The sequence below is a fragment of the Virgibacillus halotolerans genome (genome assembly GCF_016908515.1).
Lineage (GTDB): Bacteria > Bacillota > Bacilli > Bacillales > Amphibacillaceae > Virgibacillus_M > Virgibacillus_M halotolerans.
Genome location: NZ_JAFBEA010000002.1, coordinates 465,542 through 491,024 on the forward strand (window position 1 = coordinate 465,542; position 25,483 = coordinate 491,024).

23 protein-coding genes, 1 pseudogene and 1 riboswitch are annotated in these 25,483 nt (G+C 38.2%); of the genes and pseudogenes, 20 read left to right on the forward strand and 4 right to left on the reverse strand.

What is annotated here, in order from left to right; translation table 11 throughout:
- The first annotated feature begins 158 nt into the window (after nt 1-158).
- The 4 genes from ald to xsc all read left to right on the forward strand — a co-directional run bounded on the left by ald (nt 159) and on the right by xsc (nt 5,498).
- Nucleotides 159-1,292, forward strand: a complete 1,134-nt coding sequence (gene ald / locus JOC34_RS08440) for an alanine dehydrogenase (RefSeq protein WP_205136308.1) — start codon at nt 159-161, stop codon at nt 1,290-1,292.
- Between the two features lie 49 nt (nt 1,293-1,341).
- Nucleotides 1,342-2,700 (forward strand): aminotransferase, encoded by a 1,359-nt coding sequence (locus JOC34_RS08445; protein ID WP_205136309.1) that lies wholly within the window; start codon nt 1,342-1,344, stop codon nt 2,698-2,700.
- Between the two features lie 64 nt (nt 2,701-2,764).
- Nucleotides 2,765-3,679 carry a selenium metabolism-associated LysR family transcriptional regulator gene (locus tag JOC34_RS08450; protein WP_205136310.1) on the forward strand — a complete coding sequence of 305 codons (915 nt, stop codon included), beginning with the start codon at nt 2,765-2,767 and terminating at the stop codon, nt 3,677-3,679.
- A 43-nt stretch (nt 3,680-3,722) separates the two neighbouring features.
- On the forward strand, nt 3,723-5,498 hold the full coding sequence (gene xsc, locus JOC34_RS08455) for a sulfoacetaldehyde acetyltransferase (RefSeq protein ID WP_205136311.1): 1,776 nt from the start codon (nt 3,723-3,725) through the stop codon (nt 5,496-5,498).
- Between the two features lie 1,310 nt (nt 5,499-6,808).
- Here the strand turns inward: xsc and JOC34_RS08460 are convergent.
- A complete protein-coding gene (locus JOC34_RS08460) occupies nt 6,809-8,320 on the reverse strand; it encodes an APC family permease (RefSeq protein ID WP_205136312.1) in 1,512 nt (503 codons plus the stop codon).
- A 267-nt stretch (nt 8,321-8,587) separates the two neighbouring features.
- On the opposite strand from JOC34_RS08460, the gene JOC34_RS08465 reads away from it, so the two are divergent.
- The 13 genes from JOC34_RS08465 (at nt 8,588) to JOC34_RS08525 (ending at nt 20,464) form a co-directional block, all read left to right on the forward strand.
- Entirely contained in the window at nt 8,588-9,532 is a 945-nt protein-coding gene (locus JOC34_RS08465) for a Gfo/Idh/MocA family protein (RefSeq protein ID WP_205136313.1), read from the forward strand.
- 532 nt (nt 9,533-10,064) lie between these two features.
- A riboswitch (PreQ1 riboswitch) is annotated at nt 10,065-10,111 on the forward strand.
- A 67-nt stretch (nt 10,112-10,178) separates the two neighbouring features.
- Nucleotides 10,179-10,847 carry a 7-cyano-7-deazaguanine synthase QueC gene (queC, locus tag JOC34_RS08470; protein ID WP_205136314.1) on the forward strand — a complete coding sequence of 223 codons (669 nt, stop codon included), beginning with the start codon at nt 10,179-10,181 and terminating at the stop codon, nt 10,845-10,847.
- The gene (locus JOC34_RS08475; RefSeq protein WP_205136315.1) at nt 10,844-11,281 is read left to right on the forward strand and encodes a 6-carboxytetrahydropterin synthase; all 438 of its coding nucleotides are present in this window, start codon (nt 10,844-10,846) and stop codon (nt 11,279-11,281) included. The genes queC and JOC34_RS08475 overlap by 4 nt, the downstream gene beginning before the upstream one ends.
- Complete coding sequence (gene queE, locus JOC34_RS08480) at nt 11,278-12,000, forward strand: 7-carboxy-7-deazaguanine synthase QueE (RefSeq protein WP_205136316.1); 723 nt, start codon at nt 11,278-11,280, stop codon at nt 11,998-12,000. Before JOC34_RS08475 ends, queE begins: the two co-directional genes overlap by 4 nt.
- Before the next feature lie 124 nt (nt 12,001-12,124).
- A complete protein-coding gene (locus tag JOC34_RS08485; protein WP_338062653.1) occupies nt 12,125-12,427 on the forward strand; it encodes a DUF3219 family protein in 303 nt (100 codons plus the stop codon).
- A gap of 115 nt (nt 12,428-12,542) precedes the next feature.
- Nucleotides 12,543-13,859 (forward strand): RNA polymerase factor sigma-54, encoded by a 1,317-nt coding sequence (gene rpoN, locus JOC34_RS08490; protein ID WP_205136317.1) that lies wholly within the window; start codon nt 12,543-12,545, stop codon nt 13,857-13,859.
- 205 nt (nt 13,860-14,064) lie between these two features.
- A complete protein-coding gene (locus JOC34_RS08495; protein ID WP_205136318.1) occupies nt 14,065-14,892 on the forward strand; it encodes an aldo/keto reductase in 828 nt (275 codons plus the stop codon).
- A gap of 192 nt (nt 14,893-15,084) precedes the next feature.
- Entirely contained in the window at nt 15,085-15,882 is a 798-nt protein-coding gene (locus JOC34_RS08500) for an MBL fold metallo-hydrolase (protein ID WP_205136319.1), read from the forward strand.
- A gap of 48 nt (nt 15,883-15,930) precedes the next feature.
- Nucleotides 15,931-16,692, forward strand: a complete 762-nt coding sequence (locus JOC34_RS08505) for a class I SAM-dependent methyltransferase (RefSeq protein ID WP_205136320.1) — start codon at nt 15,931-15,933, stop codon at nt 16,690-16,692.
- A 218-nt stretch (nt 16,693-16,910) separates the two neighbouring features.
- Nucleotides 16,911-17,708 carry an ABC transporter substrate-binding protein gene (locus tag JOC34_RS08510; protein ID WP_205136321.1) on the forward strand — a complete coding sequence of 266 codons (798 nt, stop codon included), beginning with the start codon at nt 16,911-16,913 and terminating at the stop codon, nt 17,706-17,708.
- A 96-nt stretch (nt 17,709-17,804) separates the two neighbouring features.
- Nucleotides 17,805-18,959 (forward strand): saccharopine dehydrogenase family protein, encoded by a 1,155-nt coding sequence (locus tag JOC34_RS08515; protein ID WP_239544188.1) that lies wholly within the window; start codon nt 17,805-17,807, stop codon nt 18,957-18,959.
- Nucleotides 18,960-19,020: 61 nt separating this feature from the next.
- Entirely contained in the window at nt 19,021-19,677 is a 657-nt protein-coding gene (locus JOC34_RS08520; RefSeq protein WP_205136322.1) for an amino acid ABC transporter permease, read from the forward strand.
- 25 nt (nt 19,678-19,702) lie between these two features.
- Nucleotides 19,703-20,464, forward strand: a complete 762-nt coding sequence (locus JOC34_RS08525) for an ATP-binding cassette domain-containing protein (RefSeq protein ID WP_205136323.1) — start codon at nt 19,703-19,705, stop codon at nt 20,462-20,464.
- A gap of 97 nt (nt 20,465-20,561) precedes the next feature.
- Here JOC34_RS08525 and JOC34_RS08530 read toward each other — a convergent pair whose 3' ends face one another.
- Nucleotides 20,562-20,759 carry a DUF2188 domain-containing protein gene (locus JOC34_RS08530; RefSeq protein WP_205136324.1) on the reverse strand — a complete coding sequence of 66 codons (198 nt, stop codon included), beginning with the start codon at nt 20,757-20,759 and terminating at the stop codon, nt 20,562-20,564.
- Nucleotides 20,760-20,903: 144 nt separating this feature from the next.
- Here JOC34_RS08530 and JOC34_RS08535 point away from each other — a divergent pair.
- A pseudogene (locus JOC34_RS08535) lies at nt 20,904-21,071 on the forward strand (indolepyruvate ferredoxin oxidoreductase subunit alpha); the annotation flags it as partial.
- A 207-nt stretch (nt 21,072-21,278) separates the two neighbouring features.
- Here the strand turns inward: JOC34_RS08535 and JOC34_RS08540 are convergent.
- On the reverse strand, nt 21,279-22,808 hold the full coding sequence (locus JOC34_RS08540; protein ID WP_205136326.1) for a sodium:solute symporter family protein: 1,530 nt from the start codon (nt 22,806-22,808) through the stop codon (nt 21,279-21,281).
- A 147-nt stretch (nt 22,809-22,955) separates the two neighbouring features.
- Nucleotides 22,956-23,825: an N-acetylneuraminate lyase gene (locus JOC34_RS08545; RefSeq protein WP_205136327.1), complete on the reverse strand. Its 870-nt coding sequence runs from the start codon at nt 23,823-23,825 to the stop codon at nt 22,956-22,958.
- Nucleotides 23,826-24,114: 289 nt separating this feature from the next.
- Between JOC34_RS08545 and JOC34_RS08550 the strand changes: the two genes are divergently transcribed.
- Both JOC34_RS08550 and JOC34_RS08555 read left to right on the forward strand, forming a co-directional pair.
- The gene (locus tag JOC34_RS08550; protein WP_205136328.1) at nt 24,115-24,807 is read left to right on the forward strand and encodes a FadR/GntR family transcriptional regulator; all 693 of its coding nucleotides are present in this window, start codon (nt 24,115-24,117) and stop codon (nt 24,805-24,807) included.
- Nucleotides 24,807-25,478 (forward strand): FCD domain-containing protein, encoded by a 672-nt coding sequence (locus tag JOC34_RS08555; RefSeq protein WP_205136329.1) that lies wholly within the window; start codon nt 24,807-24,809, stop codon nt 25,476-25,478. Before JOC34_RS08550 ends, JOC34_RS08555 begins: the two co-directional genes overlap by 1 nt.
- Nucleotides 25,479-25,483: the final 5 nt, after the last annotated feature.

Below are 25,483 nucleotides of genomic sequence, written 5' to 3' on the forward strand. Positions count from 1 at the left end.
ATATATATTGAAAATAGTAATATCTGAATTTAAGAAATATATTGAAACTACATCTTGTTCTGGCGTATACTAAAGATAGTTCATTATAACTCAACTGGTTCGGACGTCCGGATGTCGAAAGTGGTTGTAATGTCATATCTTATAAAGGGAGTGAAGGGATGAAAATTGGGGTACCTCGGGAAATAAAGAATAATGAGCGTCGGGTAGCACTAACGCCATCGGGTGTTACAGCTTTCGTGGATGCAGGACATAAGGTTTTAATAGAAACCTCCGCAGGAAATGAAAGCGGTTTCCTTGATGGGGAATATAAAGATGCAGGTGCTGATATTGTATCGACAGCCAAAGAAGTATGGTCTGCAGACATGGTGATGAAGGTAAAAGAGCCGCAACCAGAAGAATACATCCTCTTACGTGAAGGATTAATTTTATTTACGTATTTACATCTGGCTGCAGAACCTGAATTAACGAAAGAATTGGTCACTAAAAAAGTTACAGCGATTGCATATGAAACGATACAAAATAATGATGGCTCATTGCCGCTCCTTGCTCCAATGAGTGAGGTTGCCGGAAGAATGGCTGTACAGATTGGTGCTCAATTCTTGGAAAATGTAAAAGGGGGAAAAGGAATCTTATTGGGTGGCGTGCCGGGTGTTCAACCAGGAAGTGTTGTGATTATGGGCGGTGGAGCCGTTGGTACAAATGCGGCTAAGATGGCACTGGGACTCCGAGCAAACGTAACGATTATTGATATTAATACAAAACGATTGCGTGAATTGGAGGATTTGTTTGGTGGAGCGATTACTACCTTAATGTCAAACCCATTGAATATTCAAGAAGCAGTAAAAAAAGCGGATTTATTAATCGGTGCTGTCCTAATACCTGGTGCTAAAGCACCGCAATTGGTTAGCGAGGATATGGTAAAGGAAATGACTCCAGGCTCCGTTATTATTGACGTAGCTGTAGATCAAGGTGGTTCAATAGAAACGATTGATCGAATTACGACACATGATGACCCTGTATATAAAAAGCATGGTGTTCTACACTATGCAGTGGCAAATATGCCTGGTGCAGTTGCTCGAACATCTACATTATCTTTAACAAACAATACAAGTCAATATGGCGTTTATCTTGCAAATAAAGGGCTGCAAAAGGCCATTGAAACAAATGAAGCTTTGGCAAAAGGTGTCAATACGCATGCTGGTCATATTACGCATGAAAAAGTCGCTGAAACACACAACATGTCTTACAAACCTCTAACATCTGTTTTAGGTAATCCAGTCTCAACTTATTAAGCTTTATAGTTTTACAATCATTTTATGAAATGGGATGGGGGAACAAATGATGAAAACGAAAGCGGAAATGAGTAATGTACCGGAGGAAAAAAAGGAATCACATCTCTGGAATGCAATGCATCGATTTAACCCAGGAGCGGAAGAAGTAATCGCATCCACAGGTAAAGGTTCATGGTTTACGGATGAGGCTGGAAATCAATTTCTTGATGGGGTATCGGGTCTATGGTGTTTAAATCTTGGTCATGGCCAGCAGGAGATTGTTGATGCAGCGGCAGAGCAAATGATGAAACTTTCCTATTTTCCTTTAACGATGAGTCATGAGCCTGCAATTAAACTGGCAGGTAAAATCAGTGAATTATTGGGAGCAGATTATCAAACTTTCTTTTCCAATAGTGGTTCGGAAGCGAATGAAACAGCTTTTAAAATGGTACGGCAATATCATAACCAAACCGGTAATCCAGGAAAATTCAAAGTTATTTCTCGTTATCGTGGATACCACGGATCAACGCTAGGCGCATTAAGCGCAACAGCACAAGCCAATAGACGAGTGAAGTATGATCCAGGTGTGCCAGGATTTTTACATGTATATCCACCATACAGCTATCGATCCATTTTTGATGGGGATCCTGAAGAAACGGATTTAAAGGCAGCCCAATTATTGGAAGAAATGATCAATTGGGAAGGGGAAGAAACAGTGGGTGCATTTATTATGGAGCCATTCATTTCTGGTGGTGGCGTAATTATCCCATCGACGAAATATATTCAGCGCGTCGCGGAAATTTGTAAAAAATATAATGTACTGTTAATTATGGATGAAGTTGTTTCCGGATACGGAAGGACAGGAGAAATGTTTGGCTTCAAGCATGCAGAGGGCGTTCAGCCCGATATTGTGACAATGGCAAAAGGGTTGACGAGCGGCTACTTACCATTAGGTGCGACAGCGGTTAAATCAGAAATCTATGATGCATTTAAAGAAGATGGAAAGGATAATCACTTTCGTCACGTGTCAACATACGGGGGACATCCCGCATCCTGTGCAGTAGCGCTTAAAAACATCGAAATCATTGAAAGGGAAAACATTGTTGATCGGGTGCGTGAGCTTGGCAAATCCAAGTTAGGAAAACTTCACCAGCTGATTGATCATGAAAATGTCGGGGAAGTTCGTCAAGTTGGATTTTTGCTAGGGCTGGAAATGGTTACAGACAAACAATCCAAAGTGCCGATTGATGATGGCAAAATGGGGAAAATCATTGGGGCATGTAAAGAAAAAGGGCTGATTGTCGGTAAAAATGGTGATACTGTTCCAGGACAAAATAATGTGATTATAGTTGCCCCACCACTGACAAGTACGGAAGATGATTTAGACTTTCTTGTTGAAACGCTCGACTCGGTAATACGAAGTTTATAGGTTGCTAATCTATTCTCTTGCTACTAATTTGGAGGTCATAAAATTAGAGGGGATGTAATAAGGTATGAATTACGAAAGGTTAAGAACTTTTATGGCTGTGGCTGAAAAAAAGAGTTTTTCAGAAGCCGGAAAAATATTATTTGTCACCCAACCTACGATTACCTCACAGATTAAAGCACTAGAAGAAGAGTTGCATACCAAATTATTTGAACGAACGACTAAAAAAGTAGAGATGACCCAATCTGCAGTTATTTTGTATAAATACGCAAAGGAGATTATTCGCTTAAGTGATTCTGCTCAAAAAGAAATTTTAAAGATCGAGGATATGATCCATGGCGATTTAAGTATGGGATGCAGTTTAACCATTGGTGAATATATTCTTCCTAAGTATTTAAAGCAATTCAAGGATATGTATCCACTCATTCAAATGAGTGTTGAGATTTCCAATTCCAATAATATTATTACAAGTATTAAAGATCAGTTTATCGATGTCGGATTAATTGAAACACCCATCGATGACCCAGAGATTATGGTCGAACCGTTTCTCGAGGATGAACTTATTTTAATCGCATCGCCAAATTACTTTTCCAATAACGAAATAACAATTTCAATAGAACAGTTGAAACGTACGCCGCTTATTGTTCGGGAAAAAGGTTCTGGCACACGTGCAGTTTTAGAACAGTATTTGAATCAGGCGGGCATGTCCATTGATCGGTTGAATGTCGTAATGGAATTAGGCAGTACCGAAGCAATTAAGGCAGCAGTTGAATCTGGATTAGGTGTTTCCATTGTTTCCAAAAATGCGATCATAAAGGAACAGCAGCTAAAATTATTGACTGCCTATCCGATTAAAAATATTTCTTTTTATCGTTATTTTTATATCGCCTTTCGTAAGGAGCAAGTTCTAAAGTCAACAACAGAGTTATTTATTGAGGAATTAAGAAAGATGACAGGCAAACAAGAAGTAAGCGTATCCTAAACAAAATTTGATGAAAGAATCATAGATAAGGGAGGAATTTAAAATGGCAAAGCAGCAAACAGAAGTAAAAAAAGCAACAAATAAAAAGGTGAAAATGACTCCGAGTGAAGCGATCGTAGAAACATTAGTCGCAGAAAATGTGAAAGAGGTTTATGGCATTGTCGGTTCCGCATTTATGGATATGCTGGATTTATTTCCAACAGCAGGTATCCGTTTCTTACCGGTACGGCACGAACAAAGCGCTGGACACATGGCGGATGCCTATACGCGTGTTTCAGGTGTGGCAGGGGTTATCGTTGGGCAGAATGGACCGGGAATTACGAATATGGTTACATCGGTTGCTGCAGCTAATCAGGCGCATACGCCAATGGTTATTATATCACCATCCGCAGGAACACCTACCATTGGGTGGGATGGATTCCAAGAAGCGAATCAAGTATCTATTTTTGAAGATATTACAAAAGAAACTGTAAGGGTGACGCACAAAAGTCGGGTGGCGGATTGCTTAAGAACAGCCTTTCGTATTGCTTATGCTGAGCGTGGACCAGTATTATATGATATTCCAAGAGATTTATTTTATGGTGAACTGGAAGATCAAATTTTAGAGCCCCACCAATACCGTGCCGATAAGCGAGGGAGTGGGGATCCAGCATCAATAGAAAAAGCTGTAACACTATTAAAAGACGCTGAATATCCAGTTATTATCTCAGGACGTGGGGCAGTAGATTCAGACGGCGTAGACACTGTTGGTAAAATAGCGGAGCATTTAACAGCACCTGTTGCAGTATCTTATATGCATAACGATGCTTTCCCTGCGGACCATCCGCTTGCAGTCGGACCAATTGGTTATATGGGTTCTAAAGCGGCGATGCATACACTGAAAAAAGCAGATGTCGTCTTAGCAATTGGTACGCGTTTATCGGTCTTTGGAACACTGCCATGTTACGATATTGATTATTTTCCAAAAGACGCAAAAATCATTCAGGTTGATATTAATCCGCGCCAAATCGGGAGAACACATCCAGTTGAGGTAGGGGTAATCGGGGATGCCAAAGCAGCGAGTGATGAAATATATAAACAATTGCAAGCAGCATCATCTTCACCAGAACGAAAGCAAAATCGACTGGAAGCATTAAGTAAGGTAAAAGAAGACTGGGAACAAGAATTAGTCGACTTAGCCATGGAAGATGGAAGTCCCATTAACCCACGGCGTGCATTACTAGAGCTAACAAAAGCTTTACCAGAGAATACGATTATCTCGTCCGATATTGGAAATGTTTCATCAACTGCAAATGCCTACTTGAAGTTTAATCAAACGAAACGTCATATCGCAGCATTAACATTTGGTAACACTGGCTTTGCTTATCCTGCAGCACTTGGTGCACAATTAGCTGAGCCGGATACACCCGTCGCAGCAATCATTGGCGATGGTGCTTGGGGCATGAGCTTACATGAGGTAAGCACTGCCGTAGAACAAAATATTCCAGTTATTGCTTGTGTATTTAACAATAAATCATGGGCAGCAGAGAAAAAGAATCAGGTCGATTATTATGACGATCGTTTCATTGGTTCTGATATCGATGCCCCTGATTTCGCTGAAGTAGCCAAATCAATGGGAGCACTTGGTTATACCATCGAGAAGCCAGAGGATATCGTTCCTGTCGTGGAAGAGGTTTTGAAAAAGCGGAAGCCGGCAGTACTCAACATTTATGTAGATGGTACACAACTTGCACCGCCATTCCGTAAAGACGCATTACAAATGCCGACACGCTTTTTAGATAAATATAAACATTTAGATCACGACGTTTGGGGTAAATAAGTATAAAAGTCGTGGTGGAAATTCCGTATCGATTGAACTCGATACGGAATTTTTTTGTCTTATTTGAGCGGTAAATATATAGAAAGATGGTAGTATGCTCAACTCGATTTATATTACAGTGCAAACGCAGTTCGGTTGAAGTAGATTAATTGGTTGCTTATCCCCATTATTTTAAACGAATTGCTAGGTCAAGTATCGACGATGATTTCGATGATACCTTTATTTTGACTTTGGTTATTTATGCTTCATTTGCATCTGGGGTTATTATTTGTTTGAAAACGTTTAATACTAACTCAACTTTCACACCAATAAAATACGTTTAAAGAGTTATACGAGTTAAACCAAGAATGTTTCTAATAATTCCCTTGAAAACCTTATAAAGTAAAAGGTTGTTTTTTACATGAAAGAGATAAGCTGTGACATAAATTCTATCTATGTTAGATCTGTAGCACTGATAATGGAAACAGGTTACTTAGACGACCGCATCCCGTATACACTTCGCGCATCCTAAGGCGGCTTCCTGAGCCTTCTTGTGCTTACGCACGAGGCCACTGAAAAAGTTAAATATAGCACTATAATATGCGGATCTACCATCGCATCTTCGAATATACTTCGCTTTCCGCGGGCGAGTGTCGAGCCTCCTCGGACTACCGTCCTGTGGGGTCTCGCCGATCTCTTACTTCCCGCAGGAGTCTCCGTATATTCGAGATGCTAGATTAAGGTGAAAAGCAAGATTTTTTAAAATCTACCATTTTTTCAGTGGCCTCCTTACGCACTGCGGGGTCTCACCGGTGCCTTTTCGACGAACACGGTGTTCTAGTGTCGGCGTTGGTCACAGGACGTGACCATTATTAGCCTTTCCTCCCGCTGGAATCTTCGTGTATACGGGCTGCTAAGTATAGCGTTTGCCAATAAAAGTATGCTTTAGTTGAATAAAATGACAAAGTATCTTCCCGTAAATAGCATCCGCCCGGATCGATCCGAGGAGGCGGAATAACATGCCTCTTGGGAAATCAACATGCTCTTATGTCGCAGTTTATATAAATGTGATAATAAAAAACGACAAAATTAATGAAAAGGCTCTATCAAAAGTCAAGTTAAGCAGTGTATCACCATCTTACCTAATTTTATCAAGGCCATATGTTAATTTTACTCTGCGAATGTTGAGTTACTAATAAATGATTCCTTGTAGTGGAGTAAATCGGTTGAAAAATGAAGAGATACTGGAGAGCGAGAGTTAGAAGAATGATACAACCATTATAATAACAAGGTACGGACACTTTTGATCCGTACCTTGTTATTATTAATGATTATTTTAATTCCTCTATATCTGCATTTACAGTTGCAACAGCTGGATCTAATGCAGGCACTGTTTTTTTATCAACAAAATCGCCTAATACATAATGATCTAGTTCATCTTTTGGAATCGCACGATATTTTTTAAAGCGCGAAAGGAAGAAGATTGCCCCTAGACCAACCCAAACTAATAAAGCAATCCATGAAGGTGTCCCCAAGAATCCTGGTGAGCCTGGTACGGCTAGTAAAAGGAAAAAAGCTATACTAGTAATAACGCCTAATAGTGAAAGGAATTTTCTACCTGGAGCGACGATTGAGACACCTCTTGCATGTTCGACTGACGCGTCCGACCATTTGAATAAACGATAAGCAACAAAACAAGCATAAAAGTAGGCAATGGTTACACCAAGTGATGACATGTCAACGACCCATAGTAACGCTTCTCGGCCAAAGAATGGTGCGAACATAGTTACTGCTAGCGTAAATAAAATGCCAATATGAGGTGTTTTGTATTTAGGATGTAATTTACCAAATGCTTTTGGAAGTACCTTTGCTCTCCCCATTGCAAATAGTAATCTACTAGTAGATGCATAAAATCCATTCAGACCAGTGAATATACCCATTAATAGTGCAAAGGAAAGTAAAATTACGCCCCATACGCCATAGGCATTTTGCACAATAGTACCTGTTCCCCAAACAGAACCGGCATTCACTGCGTTTGTCCATGATTGACCTACACCGGTAGCAAGAACAGCGATACAATAGGCAAAGCACGCACAAAGTAGAGCGATCACAATTAATTTAAAAGATTTTTTAGGTGAAAAGTCAAATTCTTCAGCCACCTGTGGTATATTACTAAAACCAATATATGCCCATGGCGCAATAGCAACGATGGCAATAATAGAAGAAATCGCACCTACACCTGGCTTGAAAACAGGCTGTAAGTTTGTAAATGAACTAGATGGATGTAAGATCATACCAATCGTTAATAAAATTAATCCTGCAAGTAATGCTACACAAAAGACAAATTGGGAAAAACCTGATAAATCTGATCCACGTATGTTGATGAGCGCAAAGATAATTAAGGAGATAATAGCAATGACAACTTCTCCAGCATAAACCTCCCATCCAGCAATATTATACATAAATCCCTGTTCAATAACAGAAGGTAAAACAAATTTACCTAGGAGCGCTATTGCTGATGCATTAAGTGCTACAATCGACATATAGCCAAGTGTTAAGAACCAACCACAGAAAAATGCATGGTATCTACCTAAACCATAATAAGCATATGCAAATTCTCCACCGGACACAGGTAATTTCTTAACAAGAAAACCGTAGCTTACACCGATAATGATCATCAAAACTGCGCCAATACAAAATCCAATAATGACTCCTAATGGACCAGCCATTGACATCCAATCCACCGGTAAAACAAATGCTCCCCAACCAACTGCCGATCCAAAAGCAATTGCCCAAACCCAATGCGGCTTTAATGTTTTTCCTAACTGTTCGCGTTGTTCCATATTTACAAATCTCCTTCTTCTATCATTTTGGATACGCTTTCAAAATTGAGGTACTTAACATTCCAACTACATAAATTAAACCATTTGCATTGTGTATAAGCAATAGCATTTGGAAAAATTAGTTATTTGAATAAACAATAGTAATTATGGCTATTTTTTATAAGCCGTACAAGCAGGGAACAAAGACTAAAACCACCACCTTTAGTGGCCTTTATCATGTATAATTAAAAATAATAGGATTCAGTAATGAAATGGAGGGAATCGTCAATGAATTTTGGAATCATAGGAACGAATTGGATCACGGATCGGTTTATAAAAGCAGCAAAACAACACCCTGATTTTACTATTGGGGCGATCTATTCAAGAACAACTAGCAAAGGTCAATCTTTTGCCGAGAAATATCATGTTCAAAATGTATATACAAATATGGAAAAAATGTTTAAAAGTGGGGATATCGAGGCTGTTTATATCGCATCACCAAATGCATTACATGCGAAACAGAGTATCTTGGCAATGAAATACGGTATCCATGTCCTTTGTGAAAAACCAGCTGTAACGTCTGTAAGGGAGATAGATGAGGTGATTGAAGCATCACAGAATTACCAAACAACCTATATGGAAGCTATGAAATCAACAGTAACACCGACATTCCTTAATCTGAAAAAGAACATGGATAAGATTGGCCCACTAAGGCGAATTGTATTTCAGTTTAGTCGCCATGCATCAGCATATGATAACTATCAAGCCGGGTTTATTGAAAATGTCTTTAAGCCGGAATTAGGGAATGGTGCAAAAATGGACATGGGGGTCTATTGCATCTCCCCATTAATTCATTTAGTCGGTGCGCCAAAATCTGTTCAACAAAATCATTATTTACTATCAACAGGTGCTGATGGACAGGGTAGTATGTATTTGAAATATGATGCATTTGAAGCCGTTATGATGTATTCAAAAATCACCGATTCCTATTTACCAAGTGAAATACAAGGGGAAAAAGGTGTTATCGAAATCGATAAAATCAGTGATCCGAAAAATGTTGTCATTAAATATAGAAATGGGGAAACGGAGATGATTGGTGTGAACCATAAATTTGATACCATGTTTTATGAGCTAGAGGAATTTATAACATGTATTAAAAATAAACAAATCGAATCTACTATTAATACACATCAAAAGTCGAGGGAAGTGATAGAATTATTGACACAAAAATAATCCAGGAAAACAGTACATACAATTGACATGAAGCGTTAATCAAAGTGATGACGGAACATAATCGAATGTATACTAAAATAACCATCCAAAGTTTCACTAATAATTAAAGAGAAGTTTGCGGAGCGCTTCATCAAATAAAAACAATCTTCGACAATTATTTCCCGGGTAATAACGGACGAAGAGCATCATCATTTTAAGAACAAGTTTTATAAAAAATGGGGTTGTTTGATAAATACAAGACGAACTATCTGAAGCATAACCAGTAATTGAAAAGGATGCCAAGCTCGTTCAGATGATGTATTGCTCAGCCACGGCGGAAAATTTGCATGCGTGAGAAGTTTTTGTGAAAATAGTAAACTAATTTTCTGTGTGCGCCTTTAAAAAGGAGGGGAGGTATGTTCTGATTGGGATGCTTTATCTATGTTCGTTCTCCTCTTTTTTTATGAAAACTAAAAAAGTACAAACAACAATCGCCCCATCAGTAAATGTATGTTAAGGTAAATATATAATCAAAATAGAAATCTGCGTATTTGCAGGAGAGGTTCGAAATTCCATCCCTCGTTAAAAAACTAAGGAGTCGACAACACTCTTTTTGTGTTGTCTTTTTTGATGGAAGGCCTTTCTTTTTGATAAAGAGAGAGGGGAAATGAAAGTGAATAAGAAAGCAGTTGTTGTCTTTAGTGGTGGGCAGGATAGTACCACCTGTTTGTTTTGGGCTTTGGAGCAATTTGAGGAAGTAGAAGCTGTTACATTTCAATATGGGCAGCGGCACATTGCTGAATTGGATTGTGCCAAGGAGATATGCCAAACACTTGGAGTACCGCACCATGAACTGGATATGTCATTATTAAATCAATTAGCACCGAACGCGCTGACCAGGAATGATATGGAGATCACAGAGGATGCAGAAGGAATGCCTTCAACCTTTGTACCAGGAAGGAATCTATTATTTCTATCATTTGCAGGTGTGCTAGCAAAACAAATTGGTGCAGCAAATTTGATCACCGGGGTCAGTGAGACAGATTTTAGCGGTTATCCGGACTGTCGAGATGTATTTATGAAATCATTAAATGTCACCTTGAATTTATCAATGGATGATACGTTTGTCATACATACACCGTTGATGTGGCTGGATAAATCGCAAGTTTGGGAACTTAGCGATCAGTTAGACGCCTTTGAGTTTGTAAAAGAGCGCACACTCACTTGTTATAATGGCGTAAAAGGAAGTGGCTGTGGAGAATGTCCATCCTGTCAGTTACGAAATAATGGATTAGAACAATATGAACAAAGAAGAGAAGCAGGTGAAATCATATGATGCAACAAATTTATCCGGTTGCACCCCATGACTTTACCTTTGAATTAAATAAAGACTTTCACTTTGCAGCGGCGCACTATATTGCTCATGAAGATGCTGGGAAATGTAAAGAGACGCACGGACACACATATTTTGCAAATATCACCATTGTAGGTGATGATTTGAATGATACCGGGTTTCTGGTCGATTTTAAAACCATTAAAGATTTGATTCATCAGCGTTTTGATCATGGCGTGTTGAATGAAGATCCAGCATTTTCTGATGCAGATTCTAATTACTTTCCAACGACTGAAGTGGTCGCGCGTACGACTTATGAGATTATCCAGGACTATTTAAATACATTGGAAAATCAGCCCGTATGTCTGCAAATATTTTTACGTGAAACGCCGACAAGTTACTGTATTTATCGTCCAAGAAAGGTGGATAAATCATGAAGATACCTGTGCTTGAAGTATTTGGACCGACCATTCAAGGAGAAGGGATGGTAATCGGTAAGAAGACGATGTTTGTTCGTACAGCTGGATGTGACTATTCTTGTTCCTGGTGCGATTCGAAATTTACGTGGGATGGTTCAGAAAAAAACAATATTCAGCTCATGGCGCCAGAAGAGATTTGGGATGCATTAAAGGAAAAAGGCGGAGATCGCTTTGGTCATGTCACCTTATCCGGTGGTAATCCCGGTTTACTTGCTCATTTAGATGGTCTGATTGAGCTGTTACACCAAGCGGATATAAAGGTAGCCTTGGAAACGCAGGGAAGTAGGTGGCAACCTTGGTTTAGAAGCATTGATGAGCTGACCCTATCACCAAAGCCACCGAGCTCTGGAATGCGTACAGATTATGCAAAGCTTGATCAGATTATCGATACATTGCGGCAGGAACAAAATGGATCCTTCAGCTTAAAGGTTGTTATCTTTGATCAGGATGATTTGGATTATGCAATCGCAATACATCAAAGGTATCCTGATGTAGAATTATTTCTTCAGGTTGGCAATAATGATCTAGAGATAGCGGATGATAAAGAATTACTGGACCAGATGCTGCGAAATTATGAGAAACTTATTGACAAGGTAATGGAAAGTAATGAATTGAAGGATGTTCGTGTACTCCCCCAACTACATACCTATTTATGGGGGAATAAGCGAGGGGTATAAGAATGAAGAAACCACAACTAAGTAATTGTGGTTTCTTGTTCGTTTAGGAACAGGAAACTTGGTACAGATAGCCGGTCATGATAAGGTATTTGTATAGTTAACTGAAACGAAGGGTGGAAATAAAGTGGGATTAAAAGTGGTGTTAAATGAAGCGTCAATCGATACAATAAATTTTTATCATACAACTGTTACGGATGAAGGAACGAAGAAACAATTGCAAAAAATAATATTCGATTTTAAAGTGAGTAGCAGTATGTACCATGATATCACTGTGCTACTGTACAAGAATGATTTTGAAGTAAAGGTGCCTGAGGAAAACCTAACGTTCCATGCTACGATTCATAATTATTCAACTTCGATAACGGATTTGTATGCGGAGAATGAGGTCGGAGATTTTCACTTGGAGCTAATAGAGAAAGTTTTGTAGGAAAGGGATAAATAGAGCGGGCGGATTCATTCTTCCCCTCGATTTTTTTCCAGTTTTATATTATAATAGAATGAAAGCGCATACAATTGGTTTAGGAAGCTTGGGGGGAAATACAATGGAAATGTTACTTCAACAAAAACAAACGATGAACCTTGTGATGACAACGGAGCTAAGGCAAGCCATTTCTTTATTACAGTATACAACGTATGAATTGTATCAATTTATAAAAGAGCAGGAACTGGAAAATCCATTAATTGAATTAGTGGAAAAGGAAGATAGTTATTCATACAGTAGTGGGGCAGCCAGAAAGACAGTGAAATCGGGCGATGCTACTCCAGATCCGTTTGAGTTTATTGCCAACGACGGGGAGAATATGCGGCAAAATCTGATTAAACAATCTCAATGGATGAACTTGAGTGAAGGAGATCAACAAATTCTCCATTATTTGATTTTAAGTTTAGATGAAAATGGCTTTCTGCCTTTAACCATTTCCGAAATATCTTCCCAACTAGGATTGGGAGAAGAAGAGGTATTAGATAAAATAAAACTGCTTCAGCAGCTGGAACCAATTGGTGTCGGTGCCCGAAATTTGCAGGAATGTTTATTATTACAGGCGGAATATCATTATCCTGATGAACAGATCGTGCAATCGATCATCAAAGAACAATTAAACAACTTAGCAAATAAAAAATGGCATGAAATCGCAAACAGCCTTCAGGCAACATTACAAGAAGTGAAAATGGCTTTTGATATGATTCAAACACTGGATCCAAAACCGTGTACGATGCTTTCAAATGATAAAACTGAATATTTAAATCCAGATATTATTATAGAGCATATTGATGGCGTGTTTGAAGTATCTTTGAATGATGGATATGTACCAGAAATTCGTTATAATCAGCAATATTTCGGTCTAGTTGATAAAAAAACGGATGCTTACGAATATGTACATGACAAATATAAAAGTTACCAATGGCTGCTTAGTAGTATTGAACAACGAAGAAATACCATTTTAAAAATCACGCATGCGGTGATTCAAAAGCAGCAGGGGTTCTTTACAGATGGGTTCTCCGCATTAAAGCCACTTACTTTGAGGGAAATTGCTGACGAAATTGATATGCATGAATCGACAGTAAGCCGAGCGACCATGAATAAAGTGATCCAAACATCAAAAGGATCGTTTGACTTTCGAATCTTCTTCACGTCTAAATTAAACACAGCGGATGGCAATTCGATGTCACAGACAAAAGTGAAACTTTTATTAAAAGATGTTGTCAAGCAGGAGAATAAGTACAAACCATTTTCCGATCAGAAAATAGCTGATTATTTTAAAACGAAGAAAGGGATCACAATCTCCAGAAGGACTGTAGCAAAATATCGGGAGGAATTAAAAATACCAGCTTCTAGTAAACGTAAAGAGATAGAATTATGATTGTTTTGTTTTACCATTTTAATGATGGGTAAAGCTTGCGCAGAAATGTGTTTTAATCTGCGCAAGCTTTTCCTTTATTGGGGAAATTTCTGGACTGGGTATGACCGTCTTTGGTATTTTCCCTAAAATCATATCATACGCCCATTCATAATATCAGATGTTATAATAGCTACAAATCAGTAGTAAATGAAAGGGGAAAATGACGTTGATAAACAGCTTGCAAGATACGGTTACATTACATAATGGCATCAAGATGCCGATATTTGGTTTAGGTGTATATAAGGTAGACGATGGAAAGACCGTTGTGGAATCGGTCAAAACAGCGATTAATCATGGCTATAGGAGTATTGATACAGCTTCTTTTTATGACAATGAAATTGGTGTAGGACAGGCGATTAAGGAATCTGATATTGCTAGAGAAGATATTTTTGTCACGTCAAAAGTATGGAACGATGAGCAAGGGTATGAGAGTACATTACAGGCTTTTGAAAGAAGTCTGAAAAAGTTAGATTTGGAATACTTGGATCTTTATTTGATTCATTGGCCGATAAAAGACACGTATAAAGAGACATGGAGAGCACTGGAAAAGCTATATACAGATGGCAGGGTTCGAGCAATCGGAGTGAGTAATTTTAATGTCAATCAGCTACAGGATCTTTTGGCAGATTGCAATATAAAACCGGTTATCAATCAGGTGGAATTTCACCCACATCTCACTCAGGTAGAACTACGGAACCTTTGCAAACAGGAAAATATTCAATTAGAAGCGTGGTCCCCTCTTAAACGGGGTAGGCTTTTAGAGGAGCCGACTATACTGAAAATTGCCAAGCAGTATCAAAAATCAGCAGCACAGGTCATTCTGCGCTGGGATTTGCAGAGCCAAGTCATAACGATACCTAAATCAATAACAAAAGAGCGGATTATCGAAAACGCGGATATTTTCGATTTCAGTTTAACAGATGAAGATATGGAAAGCATTAATCAATTAAATAGGAATGATAGAAGCGGAAAAGATCCGGCTATTTATGAGTAAGCTGCCCCCGATAAATCCTTGGAAATACCAATAATGTTAATATATAATAAATGATAACCGTCTGAATTGAATAACCTTCATTCAGGCGGTTTCGTATAAGATGAAACCATTATTTAAAAAAACTAGTAATTTGTCTAATAATCATGTTTAATGAAGGAAGGATTTATTCATGACTTAGTAGGAAGTGTAAAGATGAAAATTAGTAAACATGGAGATATAGAAGTCGTAAAAATGTCGGTCAATCCTCTGTTTCGTGTGATGGACATTTATTTATATTTTATGGATGGTTTGCTTGTTGACACCGGTCCAAGCATACGTAAGAGAGGTTTAATCCCGATTTTTAAATCATGGGATATTGAACAAATTGCACTGACGCATCATCATGAGGACCATGCAGGGATGGCGTCATGGTTAGCTGAACATACCGATGCAACTATTTTTGGTCATGAAAAGACAATAGAATTGGTAAACAAGCGGGCTCAACTCCCATGGTACCGCAAGTTATTCTCCGGTCCCCGTGATGCGTTTCAAGCCTCGGTATATCCACAAGTTATTCAAACAGGGAAGTATGAATTTTATCCGATAGAAACACCCGGACATACAGATGATCATGTGAGTCTGTTTGAACCCAATCAAGGCTGGCTCTTTACGGGCGATTTGTATATAACGCCATATCCGAAGGTATTTTTGAAGGAAGAATCAATGAATGCTTATATCGAATCGATTGAAAAATTGCAGCAATTGGATTACCAAACGATATTTTGTGCACATGAGGGCGTTATTACCACCGGAAAACAAATGATGGATTATAAACTGGATTATTTAAAAGGCTTAAAAAATGAAGTAATCCGTCTGCACCAATTGGGATTAAGTGACCAGGCAATTATAAAAACACTTTTCCCAAAACAGGTGAAATTAGAACAAATAACATTTGGTTCCTTTTCACGGCTTCATTTAGTGCGTTCCTGTTACATGGATGAAAAAGTATAAGCAAGTAGAGTCCGTAAGATGCAATAATTCAATACAAGGGGGGATATCATGTCAACGGATCAATGGAATGCAAGTTTATATGATAATAAACATAGCTTTGTTTCTCAATATGGAAATGATTTAGTTGAATTGCTAGCACCAAATGCAGAAGAACGGGTACTCGATCTAGGCTGTGGTACCGGTGATCTAACCCAAAGAATACATGAACTAAATGCTATTGTTACGGGTGTTGATCAGTCGGCAAACATGATAGCTGAAGCAAAACAGAAATATCCGATGATTGATTTTTCCGTTGAAGATGCGCTACATCTCCATTATAGAAATGAATTTGATGCTGTATTCTCAAATGCGACACTTCATTGGATAAAAGAGCCTGAGCAAGTATTAAGAGGTATTCATCAAAGTCTAAAAGCTGAAGGTAGATTTGTTGCAGAATTCGGCGGGTATGGAAATGTACAGCATATTACCGATGAAATCATCTATCAGCTTAAAAGACACGATGTTGCATACCGTGAAGCACAATTTCCCTGGTACTTTCCAAGTGTTGGCGAATACACTCCCTTAATGGAAAAAGCCGGGTTCCGTGTTCTATTTGCACAACATTTTGATCGTCCAACGCCTTTACAAGGGGAAGATGGGTTAAGGAATTGGATCGAGATGTTTGGAAAAACGATTTTTACAGATGTAGCTGATGATGTGAAGGAATCAATCATCACTGAGGTTCTGCATCATCTAAAAGGAAAACTCTATAGAGATGGAACATGGATAGCCGATTATAAACGGTTACGTGTTATTGGTGTGAAAGAATAAAATTGTTCTAATATAACTGCAGCATGGAAAAATTCCATGCTGTTTTTATTTTCTTATGTTTTTTATTATCTTCCATCATATGTTTGTTTGCTTTATATTTTTAATTTATAAACTATTACCAAAATTCAGGCGTATAATTGAATCGTACAGCATACTGTGAGAAAAGAAGATATTGAAAAATGCACTGGGAACGTCATCATAAAATGAGGGGGATAAACATGAAACGTCTTTTTCAAGTTGGTACAATCTTGCTTCTGTTAATCGCAGTTTCCGCCTGTGGGGATAATAAAGCTAGTGGCAGTGATAAAGGAAATTCCTTAACTAAGATAAAAGAATCAGGAGAGCTTCGGGTTGGATTTGAAGGAACCTATCCACCATTTAATTTTATAGATGATAATGATGAATACACTGGTTTTGATGTTGATATTGCTAATGAATTAGCGGAAAGAATAGGTGTTGAGACTAAATTTGTTGCAACCAAGTGGGATAGTCTCATTGGTGGGATAAAAGCAAATAAATTTGATGTGATTATTGGGCAGATGACGGTAACAGAGGAAAGAAAGAAAAGTGTTGATTTTACGGAACCTTATGTTGTAACAGGTTCTGTTTTAATTACGCGGGAAGATAGGGATGATATAGCTGTTTTAGATGATATAAAAGATAAAAAGGTTGGTGTGGGTGGTGGAACAACTTTTGAAGAAGTAGCCAATAGTGTTGATGGTGCGGATGTCATTCTTTATAAGGCTGTAACGGACTATATTCAAGATCTAACGAATGACAGACTAGATGTAATTATAAATGATCAATTATTGATGAGTTATAACATAAAAGAGGAAGGGCTTCCTATAAAAATAGTAAGTGATATTTTAAATAAAGATGAAATTGGTATGGCGGTAAAAAAAGATAGCGATGATTTGGTAGAGAAACTAAATAAAGAACTTACTAGCATGAAGGAAGATGGAACATACGAAGAAATTTATAAAAGATGGTTTGATTCCGAGCCGTTAATAAAATAATGACGGTTGGCATATTATTTACTTTAAGAGGCTGTTCAAAAAGTCCGGTAATAATGACACATCTTGAACACGTACTTTAAGGAGGAGGTTTCATATATGGTGCATGTAGTCGTGTTAGGAATAGGGATGATTGGTACAACGGTTGTTAGAGAACTTGTATCATCTTCCAGCATTGATCAAATATCGGCAGTAGATGGGATGTCTAAGAACGTGGATAAATGTCTGGAAACGATCGCCAATCCCAAGGTAGTTGGAAAATGTGCAAATTTACAAACCGAAGAGGAAATATTTGAAGTGATAAAAGACGCGGATGTAGCCATTGCTTGTTTACCACATGCTTTAAGTTTAGCCGCAACAAATGCCGCGATTGCTGCTAAATGCCATCTGGTGGATTTGGTTGGTTCTGAATATGAGGAAAAAATGACATTAGATAAAAAGGCAAAAGATGCTGGTATTATTATTGTCCCTGGCGCTGGTGTCGCTCCAGGGCTAACCAATTTATTAGCAGCACAAGGAATAGAGCTGTTGGATGAAGCAGATGAAGCTGTTATGGTCTGTGGCGGCATACCAAGTAAGCCCTTACCTCCTTTGTGGTACCAAGTGGTATTTCGCTTAGAAAGTGTGATGGGGCTTTATACACGCCCTGCTTTAGCAGCTGAAAATGGGAAAATTGTTACTTTACCTCCTTTATCGGGATTAGAGAAGATGGCATTTCCGGATCCTGTTGGCGAGTGTGAGGCGGTTATAACGGATGCACATAGTGTTGCCTATACATTGAAAGATAAAGTAAAAAAAATATATGAAAAAACAGTACGCTACGCAGGCCATTGGAGTAAAATGTCCATGCTCTCAGAATTAGGATTTTTAGATGACGATCTGATAGATTTCGATGGCGTCGAAATTAGTCCGAAAAAATTCTCTGAGAAAATACTGGAGCCGAAAATGCGTGGTAAATCTAACGAAGATATTACAGTTGTACGGGTTACAGTAAAGGGAAAAAAGAATAAAAAAAAGGTTACTTACACATGGGAAAGTATAGATTTCTATGATCATGATCGGGAAATAACTTCGATGGCTAAAATGACAGCTGTTCCAGCCGTATTAATGGCGGTTTGGATTTCAAAACATAAAATTCCGAAAACAGGAGTCGTTCCAATTGAGCGTATTATGGTGGGACAACGGTTTAATGCCTTTATAAAAGATTTGGATCATAGAGGAATAGAGATAAATTTTAATGAACAAGTGGAGTAGTTGCAGCAAGTCAGATTAATACGCATGTGATCTAGCATAAAACATTTGGGGGAGAAACGATATGGATGTCTCGATAATAATTGAAGCACTGCCACCCTTATTAAAAGCTACAGTTATTACTATTTTATTGGCTGTGGTTTCCATTGTAATCGCATTAATCCTGGGCTTTTTCACTGCATTGGCGAGAATAGGAAAATTGAAGTTGCTCAAATTCATCGGAACAGTTTATGTATCAATGTTTCGTGGCACTCCCCTGTTAGTACAACTATTTGTGATCTATTATGGTTTACCCCAAATTAACATTGAATTAGATCCGATACCATCAGGTATTTTAGCTTTGAGTTTAAATGCAGGCGCTTACTTGTCTGAATCCTTTCGAGCAGCCATTTTAGCTGTGGATAAAGGACAAACGGAAGCAGCTGTATCGATGGGGATGACATATGGTGAAGCGATGAGGAGGATCATTTTGCCACAAAGTATTAGAATTGCTATTCCAACCTTATCAAATACGTATATCATTTTAATCAAGGATACGTCATTAGTTTCCGTTATTACAGTCACCGAATTATTGCAGATGTCCACATTGATCATTGCTAAAACATTTGAGCCATTGACTATTTATCTAGTAGCAGCAGTGCTTTATTGGATTGTTATTACATTTTTCACTGTGCTTCTAGATCGTTTTGAAAAACGGACATCAAGGCATCTTATCTCGTAATTTTTCAAAAGGGAGGGGGGAAATAGTGGAAGTAATTAAGCTTCAAAACATTAAAAAAAGTTTCGGTGAAAATGAAGTACTAAGTGATATTAATTTAACGATAAATAAAAGTGAAGTTGTCGTTATTATGGGACCCAGTGGTTCAGGAAAATCAACTTTGCTGCGCTGTGTGACTTTTTTAGAGGAACCTGATGGCGGCGTAGTTAAACTTGGAGAACACGAGGTGAGAGCTGGTGAGCCGTTAAATAAGCAAAGAAAAAAATCGCTGAGAGCATTGCGGCAAAATACTGGTTTTGTATTTCAGCAATTTAATTTATTTCCCCATAAAACGGCGCTTGAAAATGTGATGGAAGGTCCTATTGTTATTAAAAAGGTTCGTCGTGATATAGCTAAAAGGAATGGTGTAGCATTATTGGAAAAAGTAGGATTAGCTGACAGAATGGACCATTATCCTGTTCAGCTTTCCGGTGGACAACAACAACGCGTCGCAATTGCTCGGGCACTTTCTATGGAACCAATGGTAATGCTGTATGACGAACCAACATCTGCACTGGATCCTGAGCTTGTTCGTGAAGTACTTCAAGTGATGAAAGATCTGGCTAAAGAAGGTATGACGATGATTGTCGTCACGCATGAAATGACTTTTGCTAGAGATGTTGCTGATAGGGTGATACTGATGGATGATGGAGTTATTGTGGAAGAAGGAAGTTCAGATGCTATATTCAATCATCCAAAAGAAGAACGAACAAAGCGATTTCTGCGGGACGTGGGACAACAGAAAGTATGAACATAAGTAAAAAAGATGCAAGGCTATGAAGGAAATTCATAACTTTGCATCTTTACTTTCGACGATTTAATTTAGATTTACAACTGCTTCAAAAGCTTTAATATGTTTTTGTTTCTATAATTTCGTGATTTTTATCAAGAACCATCACTTTACTGGGACTGTTTTCCTTTGCCATTTTTTCAGCTTCTGCGATTGCGTCATCTTTTGCCTGAAAAGAATCTGTTGGCGCAACATCTTCTAGCTTTACCATCCAAGCGGTTGTATCCTTATTTGGTGCAACGCTATATTTCTTCATATATCCATTCTCCTCTACTAAGTGATATAATATATATTCCCGCTTGAGTTAACGATGAAACATGCCCAAACCCTTTACATAATGCTAGTGAAGATGTATCGTAGAAGTGTGGAAAAGTCTATGGAGTAAGGAGGTAGATGATAGATGGCTTTTGTAATATTGGACCCATGTGGACCAGAGAAGTCAGCAGAATGTGTTAGCGTATGTCCCGTGGATTGTATTGAAGAAGGGAAAGATCAGTTCTATATTGATCCCGATATATGTATCGACTGTGGTGCATGTGTAGCAGTGTGTCCTGTAGATGCAATTGTGGAAGAATATGATTTAACACCTGATCAGGAAGTCTTCCTGGATAAAGCTGAGGAATTTTTTGCGAACAGGTAATGCTTTGCAAAAATAACATAGATGAAAAAAGCGGGAGTTCTCATTAACTGAGACTCCCGTTTCTCGTTGTTATATTATAAAACACGCATTCTTTTAAACCGTAAAAATGACAACCTATCATCAGCTATATTTGCTTCATTGTGCTTTTTCTTGTGGCTTTGCTTGTGTTTTTACGTACATTTCATTCTTGCTATAAATTGTAAGTCCATTCGTGTTTTTATTGTATTTTTGGAAGAATAAACTTACTATATAACCGAATATAAAGGATGAAAAGAATGACATAATACTAACTGCAAATGGTGTCAAAGCAGTTTGTTGTACAAAATAAGAAGTAATTGCACTTAAAATTAACCCGATTAATACACCTGGCGCGTTGGCACGTTTGGTGAAAATACCAAGTGCAAAGATCCCTGCAATTGGAACACCGAATAACCCTGTGATTGCCAAGAATAGATTCCACGTTTCATCCTGATTGGTTGAAATGAGGTAAATCGCTGCAATCATGCTTAGCACACCAGCAATAATGATTACCAATCTTGCAAGCCAAACATCATTCTCACCTGTTTTTTCTTTGGAAAAACGTTGTTTAAAGTCTGTAATGATACAGGCAGAAATACTATTTAAACTCGACGAAATCGTTGATTGAGCTGCTGCAAAGATTGCTGCAATAAGTAAACCGGCAACACCTGCTGGCAAACTGGTAACAATGAAATATGGTACTATAGCTGATGTGTTAAAACCATCGGGCAATGCTTCAACATTGCCATAGTAACTATAAAGCACGGTACCCATACCGTAAAAAATGGGGATGGTGATCAGTGCTAAAATACCATTCGTCCATAATGATTTATTTGTTTCCTTTACTGAACTGGTTGTTTGGTAACGTTGAACAACATCTTGACTGGCCGTATATTGATGCAAGTTATTAAAAATAGACCCGATAAAGATGATTGGAATTGCCGCAGCTGCTGATCCAAATTTGAAATTACCGGTTGTGATCAGTTTGTCGTCGCTGAGTGCATCACTGATTACAGTTGAGAATCCGCCATTAATCGCAAATATCCCAAGTACAACAACAAGTAATGCACCACCTATCAGAATGATCCCTTGAATTACATCACTCCAAATGACACCTTCCATACCACCTAAGAAGGTATAGATAATACATAGCACACCAATGGCGATAGCGATTACATATGGATTAATAGCCGTTACAGATGTAATGGCTAGTGTTGGTAGATAGACAACAATGGCTATACGCCCAATGTGGAATAAAACAAATAATAAACTACCGATCACACGAAGTGAAACACCAAAACGTTCCTCTAAATATTCGTATGCTGTCGTTACATTTAACTTTCTAAAGAACGGAATATAAAAGTAGATTAATACAGGTATGATTGCAAATATAGCAAGGTTACCTGCCGCATAAGACCAATCCGATAGAAATGCTTGTTCCGGAGTGGACATAAATGTAATCGCACTTAATGTTGTTGCGTAGATACTAAAGCCTGCTGCCCAGGCAGGAATTTTACCGCCTGCAGTAAAGAAAGCGTCTGTATTTTTACCGGCTCTCTTTGTGAAATAGATTCCAACGCCTAACATGGCGATAAGATAAACAACTAACACAACCCAGTTTATTGCACCAAATCCTATTTTATCCATGTAAATCCCCCCTGAATCCATATAATTAAAGAACCTAGCGTTTGAAGCGCTTTCTTACGCGCTATAATAGAAGGAGTGAAACCGTAGATCCACCAGGGGGAATGATCCTCCTGGTGAGTAGTTTCATTTCTGTCATGTGAGCCAATATTATAATTGGAATTGATCTACCAATTGTTTGACTGCTTCTTTTTTGCTTGGATCAAAACCGCGCATTGGCTTTTTAACTGTACCAGCATTGATCCCTTTTGTATTTAAAATTTCTTTTAATGCTGGATATAATCCAAGATCAAGCACCTGTTCAATTAAATCGTTCGTAACATGCTGTACCTCGTACGCTTCTTTGATTTTATTTTCTTCTACAAGGTTAAAAATCTCCCTTGCTCGTTTACCGTTCACGTTGTATGTGCTGCCAATTGCACCATCGACACCGGAAACCGCAGCTTGAATGAGCATTTCATCAAAACCGGAATAAATTAATTTGTCCGGATATCTGTTTCTAAGACGCTCAAGTAAAAAGAAATCAGCAGCTGTATATTTTACACCGATAATTTTTTCATTGGCAAACAGTTCATCAAATTGTGCCATCGTCATATCTACACCTGTCAATGCTGGTATAGAATAGATAATCATGTTATTTCCTGTTGCATCAATGATTGTTTCATAGTAATTCTTAATTTCTTCAAAAGTAAATTTGTAATAGAACGGTGTGACAGCAGATAAACTATCATAACCAAGTTCCGTTGCATATTGTCCAAGTTCAATAGCTTCATCTAAATTAAGTGAACCAACTTGTGCAATCAGTTTTGCTTTTTTGTTCGTTTCCTCAGCAGTGATTTTAAAAATTTGTTTCTTTTGATCGGTTGATAATAAAAAGTTTTCACCGGAACTTCCGTTAACATATAGCCCATCCACCTTATTGTGGTCCAGGTTATGACGGATAACTTCGCGTAAATCGCTTTCAATTACTTGACCTTTTTCATCGAATGGTATCAGTAGAGCAGAATATAGTTCTTTCATGATTATTTCCTCCTTGTATGATTGAAAATGTAATATAAACAGGTTATAATATTGTCAGACCAATTTTATATAACTCTATTCTATTTCGATTTAACTAGAATGTCAACCGGTTTATTGAAAAGGCTTTCCAAGATTATCTTCGCGGCGTTACTAATATACCCGCCTTAAAAGGCAGGTATAAGTGCCGCCAAGCTTCGAAATAAGTGCGACTAGGGTTCAGATGGAATAAAAGTTCTATCTGAACCAAGTCTTCTTTATGATAGAATAGAATAAAAAGTGAGGTAATCAGATGAAACTTCAGAAATCCTCATTAGTAGATATTGTGATGGATAGAATCAAGGCATATATTTCTGAAAATAAGATGCAGCCAGGTGACAAGTTCTTAACCGAAAAGGAACTGACTGAAAAATTAAATGTAAGCAGAACTGTTGTCAGGGAGGCAATTATTTCGCTGCAATCTGTAGGTATACTAACAATCAAGCCAGGTGGAGGCATGTATATTGCAAACGCGCAAGTAGAAGGAATCCGTAATATTTTAACCCATCACTTCGAAACGTATGGATTGAAAGTAAAGGAATTACTAGAAATCCGAAAGATATTAGAGCTCGGTGCATTACGTTTAATCATTGAAAATAATATTGACGTTGACGCTGATCGACTTACCAAGCTGAATAAGAAGTATGAAGCGGGTATTTACACAGATACAGATATGAAAACGGTAGATGCTGATTTCCATAGACAATTGATAAAGGAAGCAAACAATGAAGCCTTTTTTAATCTCAGTACGATTATTAATCAATATTTTTCATTAACAAACATTGATTTAACGACAGATGAACAAGGGTTATTAGCATCAGCCAAGGAGCATCAAAACATTATTGAGGCATTAATAAACAAGGATTTAGTGACCGCCCAGGATACAATGACCACACATTTTAAACCCATATTCATGTGGATTAACCAGGAGGGGAGGAATGACTAGTGGAAGCGATCAATAACGAGGAAAGAAGTTCATTGAAAAACATCGTCATACAGGAAATCAAGCAATATATTATCGATCAAGGGTTAAAGGCGGGGGATAAATTCCCAACTGAGCGAAAGCTAACCGAGATGTATGGTGTAAGTCGTTCGGTTATCAGAGAAGCATTGAGCTATTTGGAAAATACCGGTGTGATCCGCACGAGACAAGGGCAGGGTGCGTTTCTAAATAAGACGAATATGAGCCACTTATTGGAGAATTTCTTTTTTCTATGGAAAATCAATGGTGGTGACATCGCGGAAATTCAATCTCTACGTCTCATCTTTGAAACGGCGGCAATTGATGAAATGGGTAAAGATAATAGAGAAGAAAATCTTGCAGTTCTTAGATCAGCGATTAAAAAAGGGGAGAAGGCAGAGACGCCGGAAGCTTACCGGGATGCAGATATGACTTTTCATGTTGCGCTTCTGAAAGCGACAGGAAATAGTTTGTTTATCCAAATGTCCCATGTCGTAACGGAGTACTTTTTCGCTTCACCCGACATTGATCTAACAGTTGCGGAGTATCAACAGGTGACTGCTGAACACGCGGCTATTGTGAGGGCAATTGCAGCTGGAGAAAAGGATCATGCGAAAGCACTGTTAACCCAGCATATGCAAAACATAAAAAGTTAGGAGGC

Bases quoted from the DNA above. Each gene is read 5' to 3' on its own strand.
- ald (WP_205136308.1), top strand. From the start codon at position 159: ATGAAAATTGGGGTACCTCGGGAAATAAAGAATAATGAGCGTCGGGTA.
- JOC34_RS08445 (WP_205136309.1), top strand. From the start codon at position 1,342: ATGAAAACGAAAGCGGAAATGAGTAATGTACCGGAGGAAAAAAAGGAA.
- JOC34_RS08450 (WP_205136310.1), top strand. From the start codon at position 2,765: ATGAATTACGAAAGGTTAAGAACTTTTATGGCTGTGGCTGAAAAAAAG.
- xsc (WP_205136311.1), top strand. From the start codon at position 3,723: ATGGCAAAGCAGCAAACAGAAGTAAAAAAAGCAACAAATAAAAAGGTG.
- JOC34_RS08460 (WP_205136312.1), bottom strand. From the start codon at position 8,320: ATGGAACAACGCGAACAGTTAGGAAAAACATTAAAGCCGCATTGGGTT.
- JOC34_RS08465 (WP_205136313.1), top strand. From the start codon at position 8,588: ATGAATTTTGGAATCATAGGAACGAATTGGATCACGGATCGGTTTATA.
- queC (WP_205136314.1), top strand. From the start codon at position 10,179: ATGAAAGTGAATAAGAAAGCAGTTGTTGTCTTTAGTGGTGGGCAGGAT.
- JOC34_RS08475 (WP_205136315.1), top strand. From the start codon at position 10,844: ATGATGCAACAAATTTATCCGGTTGCACCCCATGACTTTACCTTTGAA.
- queE (WP_205136316.1), top strand. From the start codon at position 11,278: ATGAAGATACCTGTGCTTGAAGTATTTGGACCGACCATTCAAGGAGAA.
- rpoN (WP_205136317.1), top strand. From the start codon at position 12,543: ATGGAAATGTTACTTCAACAAAAACAAACGATGAACCTTGTGATGACA.
- JOC34_RS08500 (WP_205136319.1), top strand. From the start codon at position 15,085: ATGAAAATTAGTAAACATGGAGATATAGAAGTCGTAAAAATGTCGGTC.
- JOC34_RS08505 (WP_205136320.1), top strand. From the start codon at position 15,931: ATGTCAACGGATCAATGGAATGCAAGTTTATATGATAATAAACATAGC.
- JOC34_RS08510 (WP_205136321.1), top strand. From the start codon at position 16,911: ATGAAACGTCTTTTTCAAGTTGGTACAATCTTGCTTCTGTTAATCGCA.
- JOC34_RS08515 (WP_239544188.1), top strand. From the start codon at position 17,805: ATGGTGCATGTAGTCGTGTTAGGAATAGGGATGATTGGTACAACGGTT.
- JOC34_RS08520 (WP_205136322.1), top strand. From the start codon at position 19,021: ATGGATGTCTCGATAATAATTGAAGCACTGCCACCCTTATTAAAAGCT.
- JOC34_RS08530 (WP_205136324.1), bottom strand. From the start codon at position 20,759: ATGAAGAAATATAGCGTTGCACCAAATAAGGATACAACCGCTTGGATG.
- JOC34_RS08540 (WP_205136326.1), bottom strand. From the start codon at position 22,808: ATGGATAAAATAGGATTTGGTGCAATAAACTGGGTTGTGTTAGTTGTT.
- JOC34_RS08545 (WP_205136327.1), bottom strand. From the start codon at position 23,825: ATGAAAGAACTATATTCTGCTCTACTGATACCATTCGATGAAAAAGGT.
- JOC34_RS08550 (WP_205136328.1), top strand. From the start codon at position 24,115: ATGAAACTTCAGAAATCCTCATTAGTAGATATTGTGATGGATAGAATC.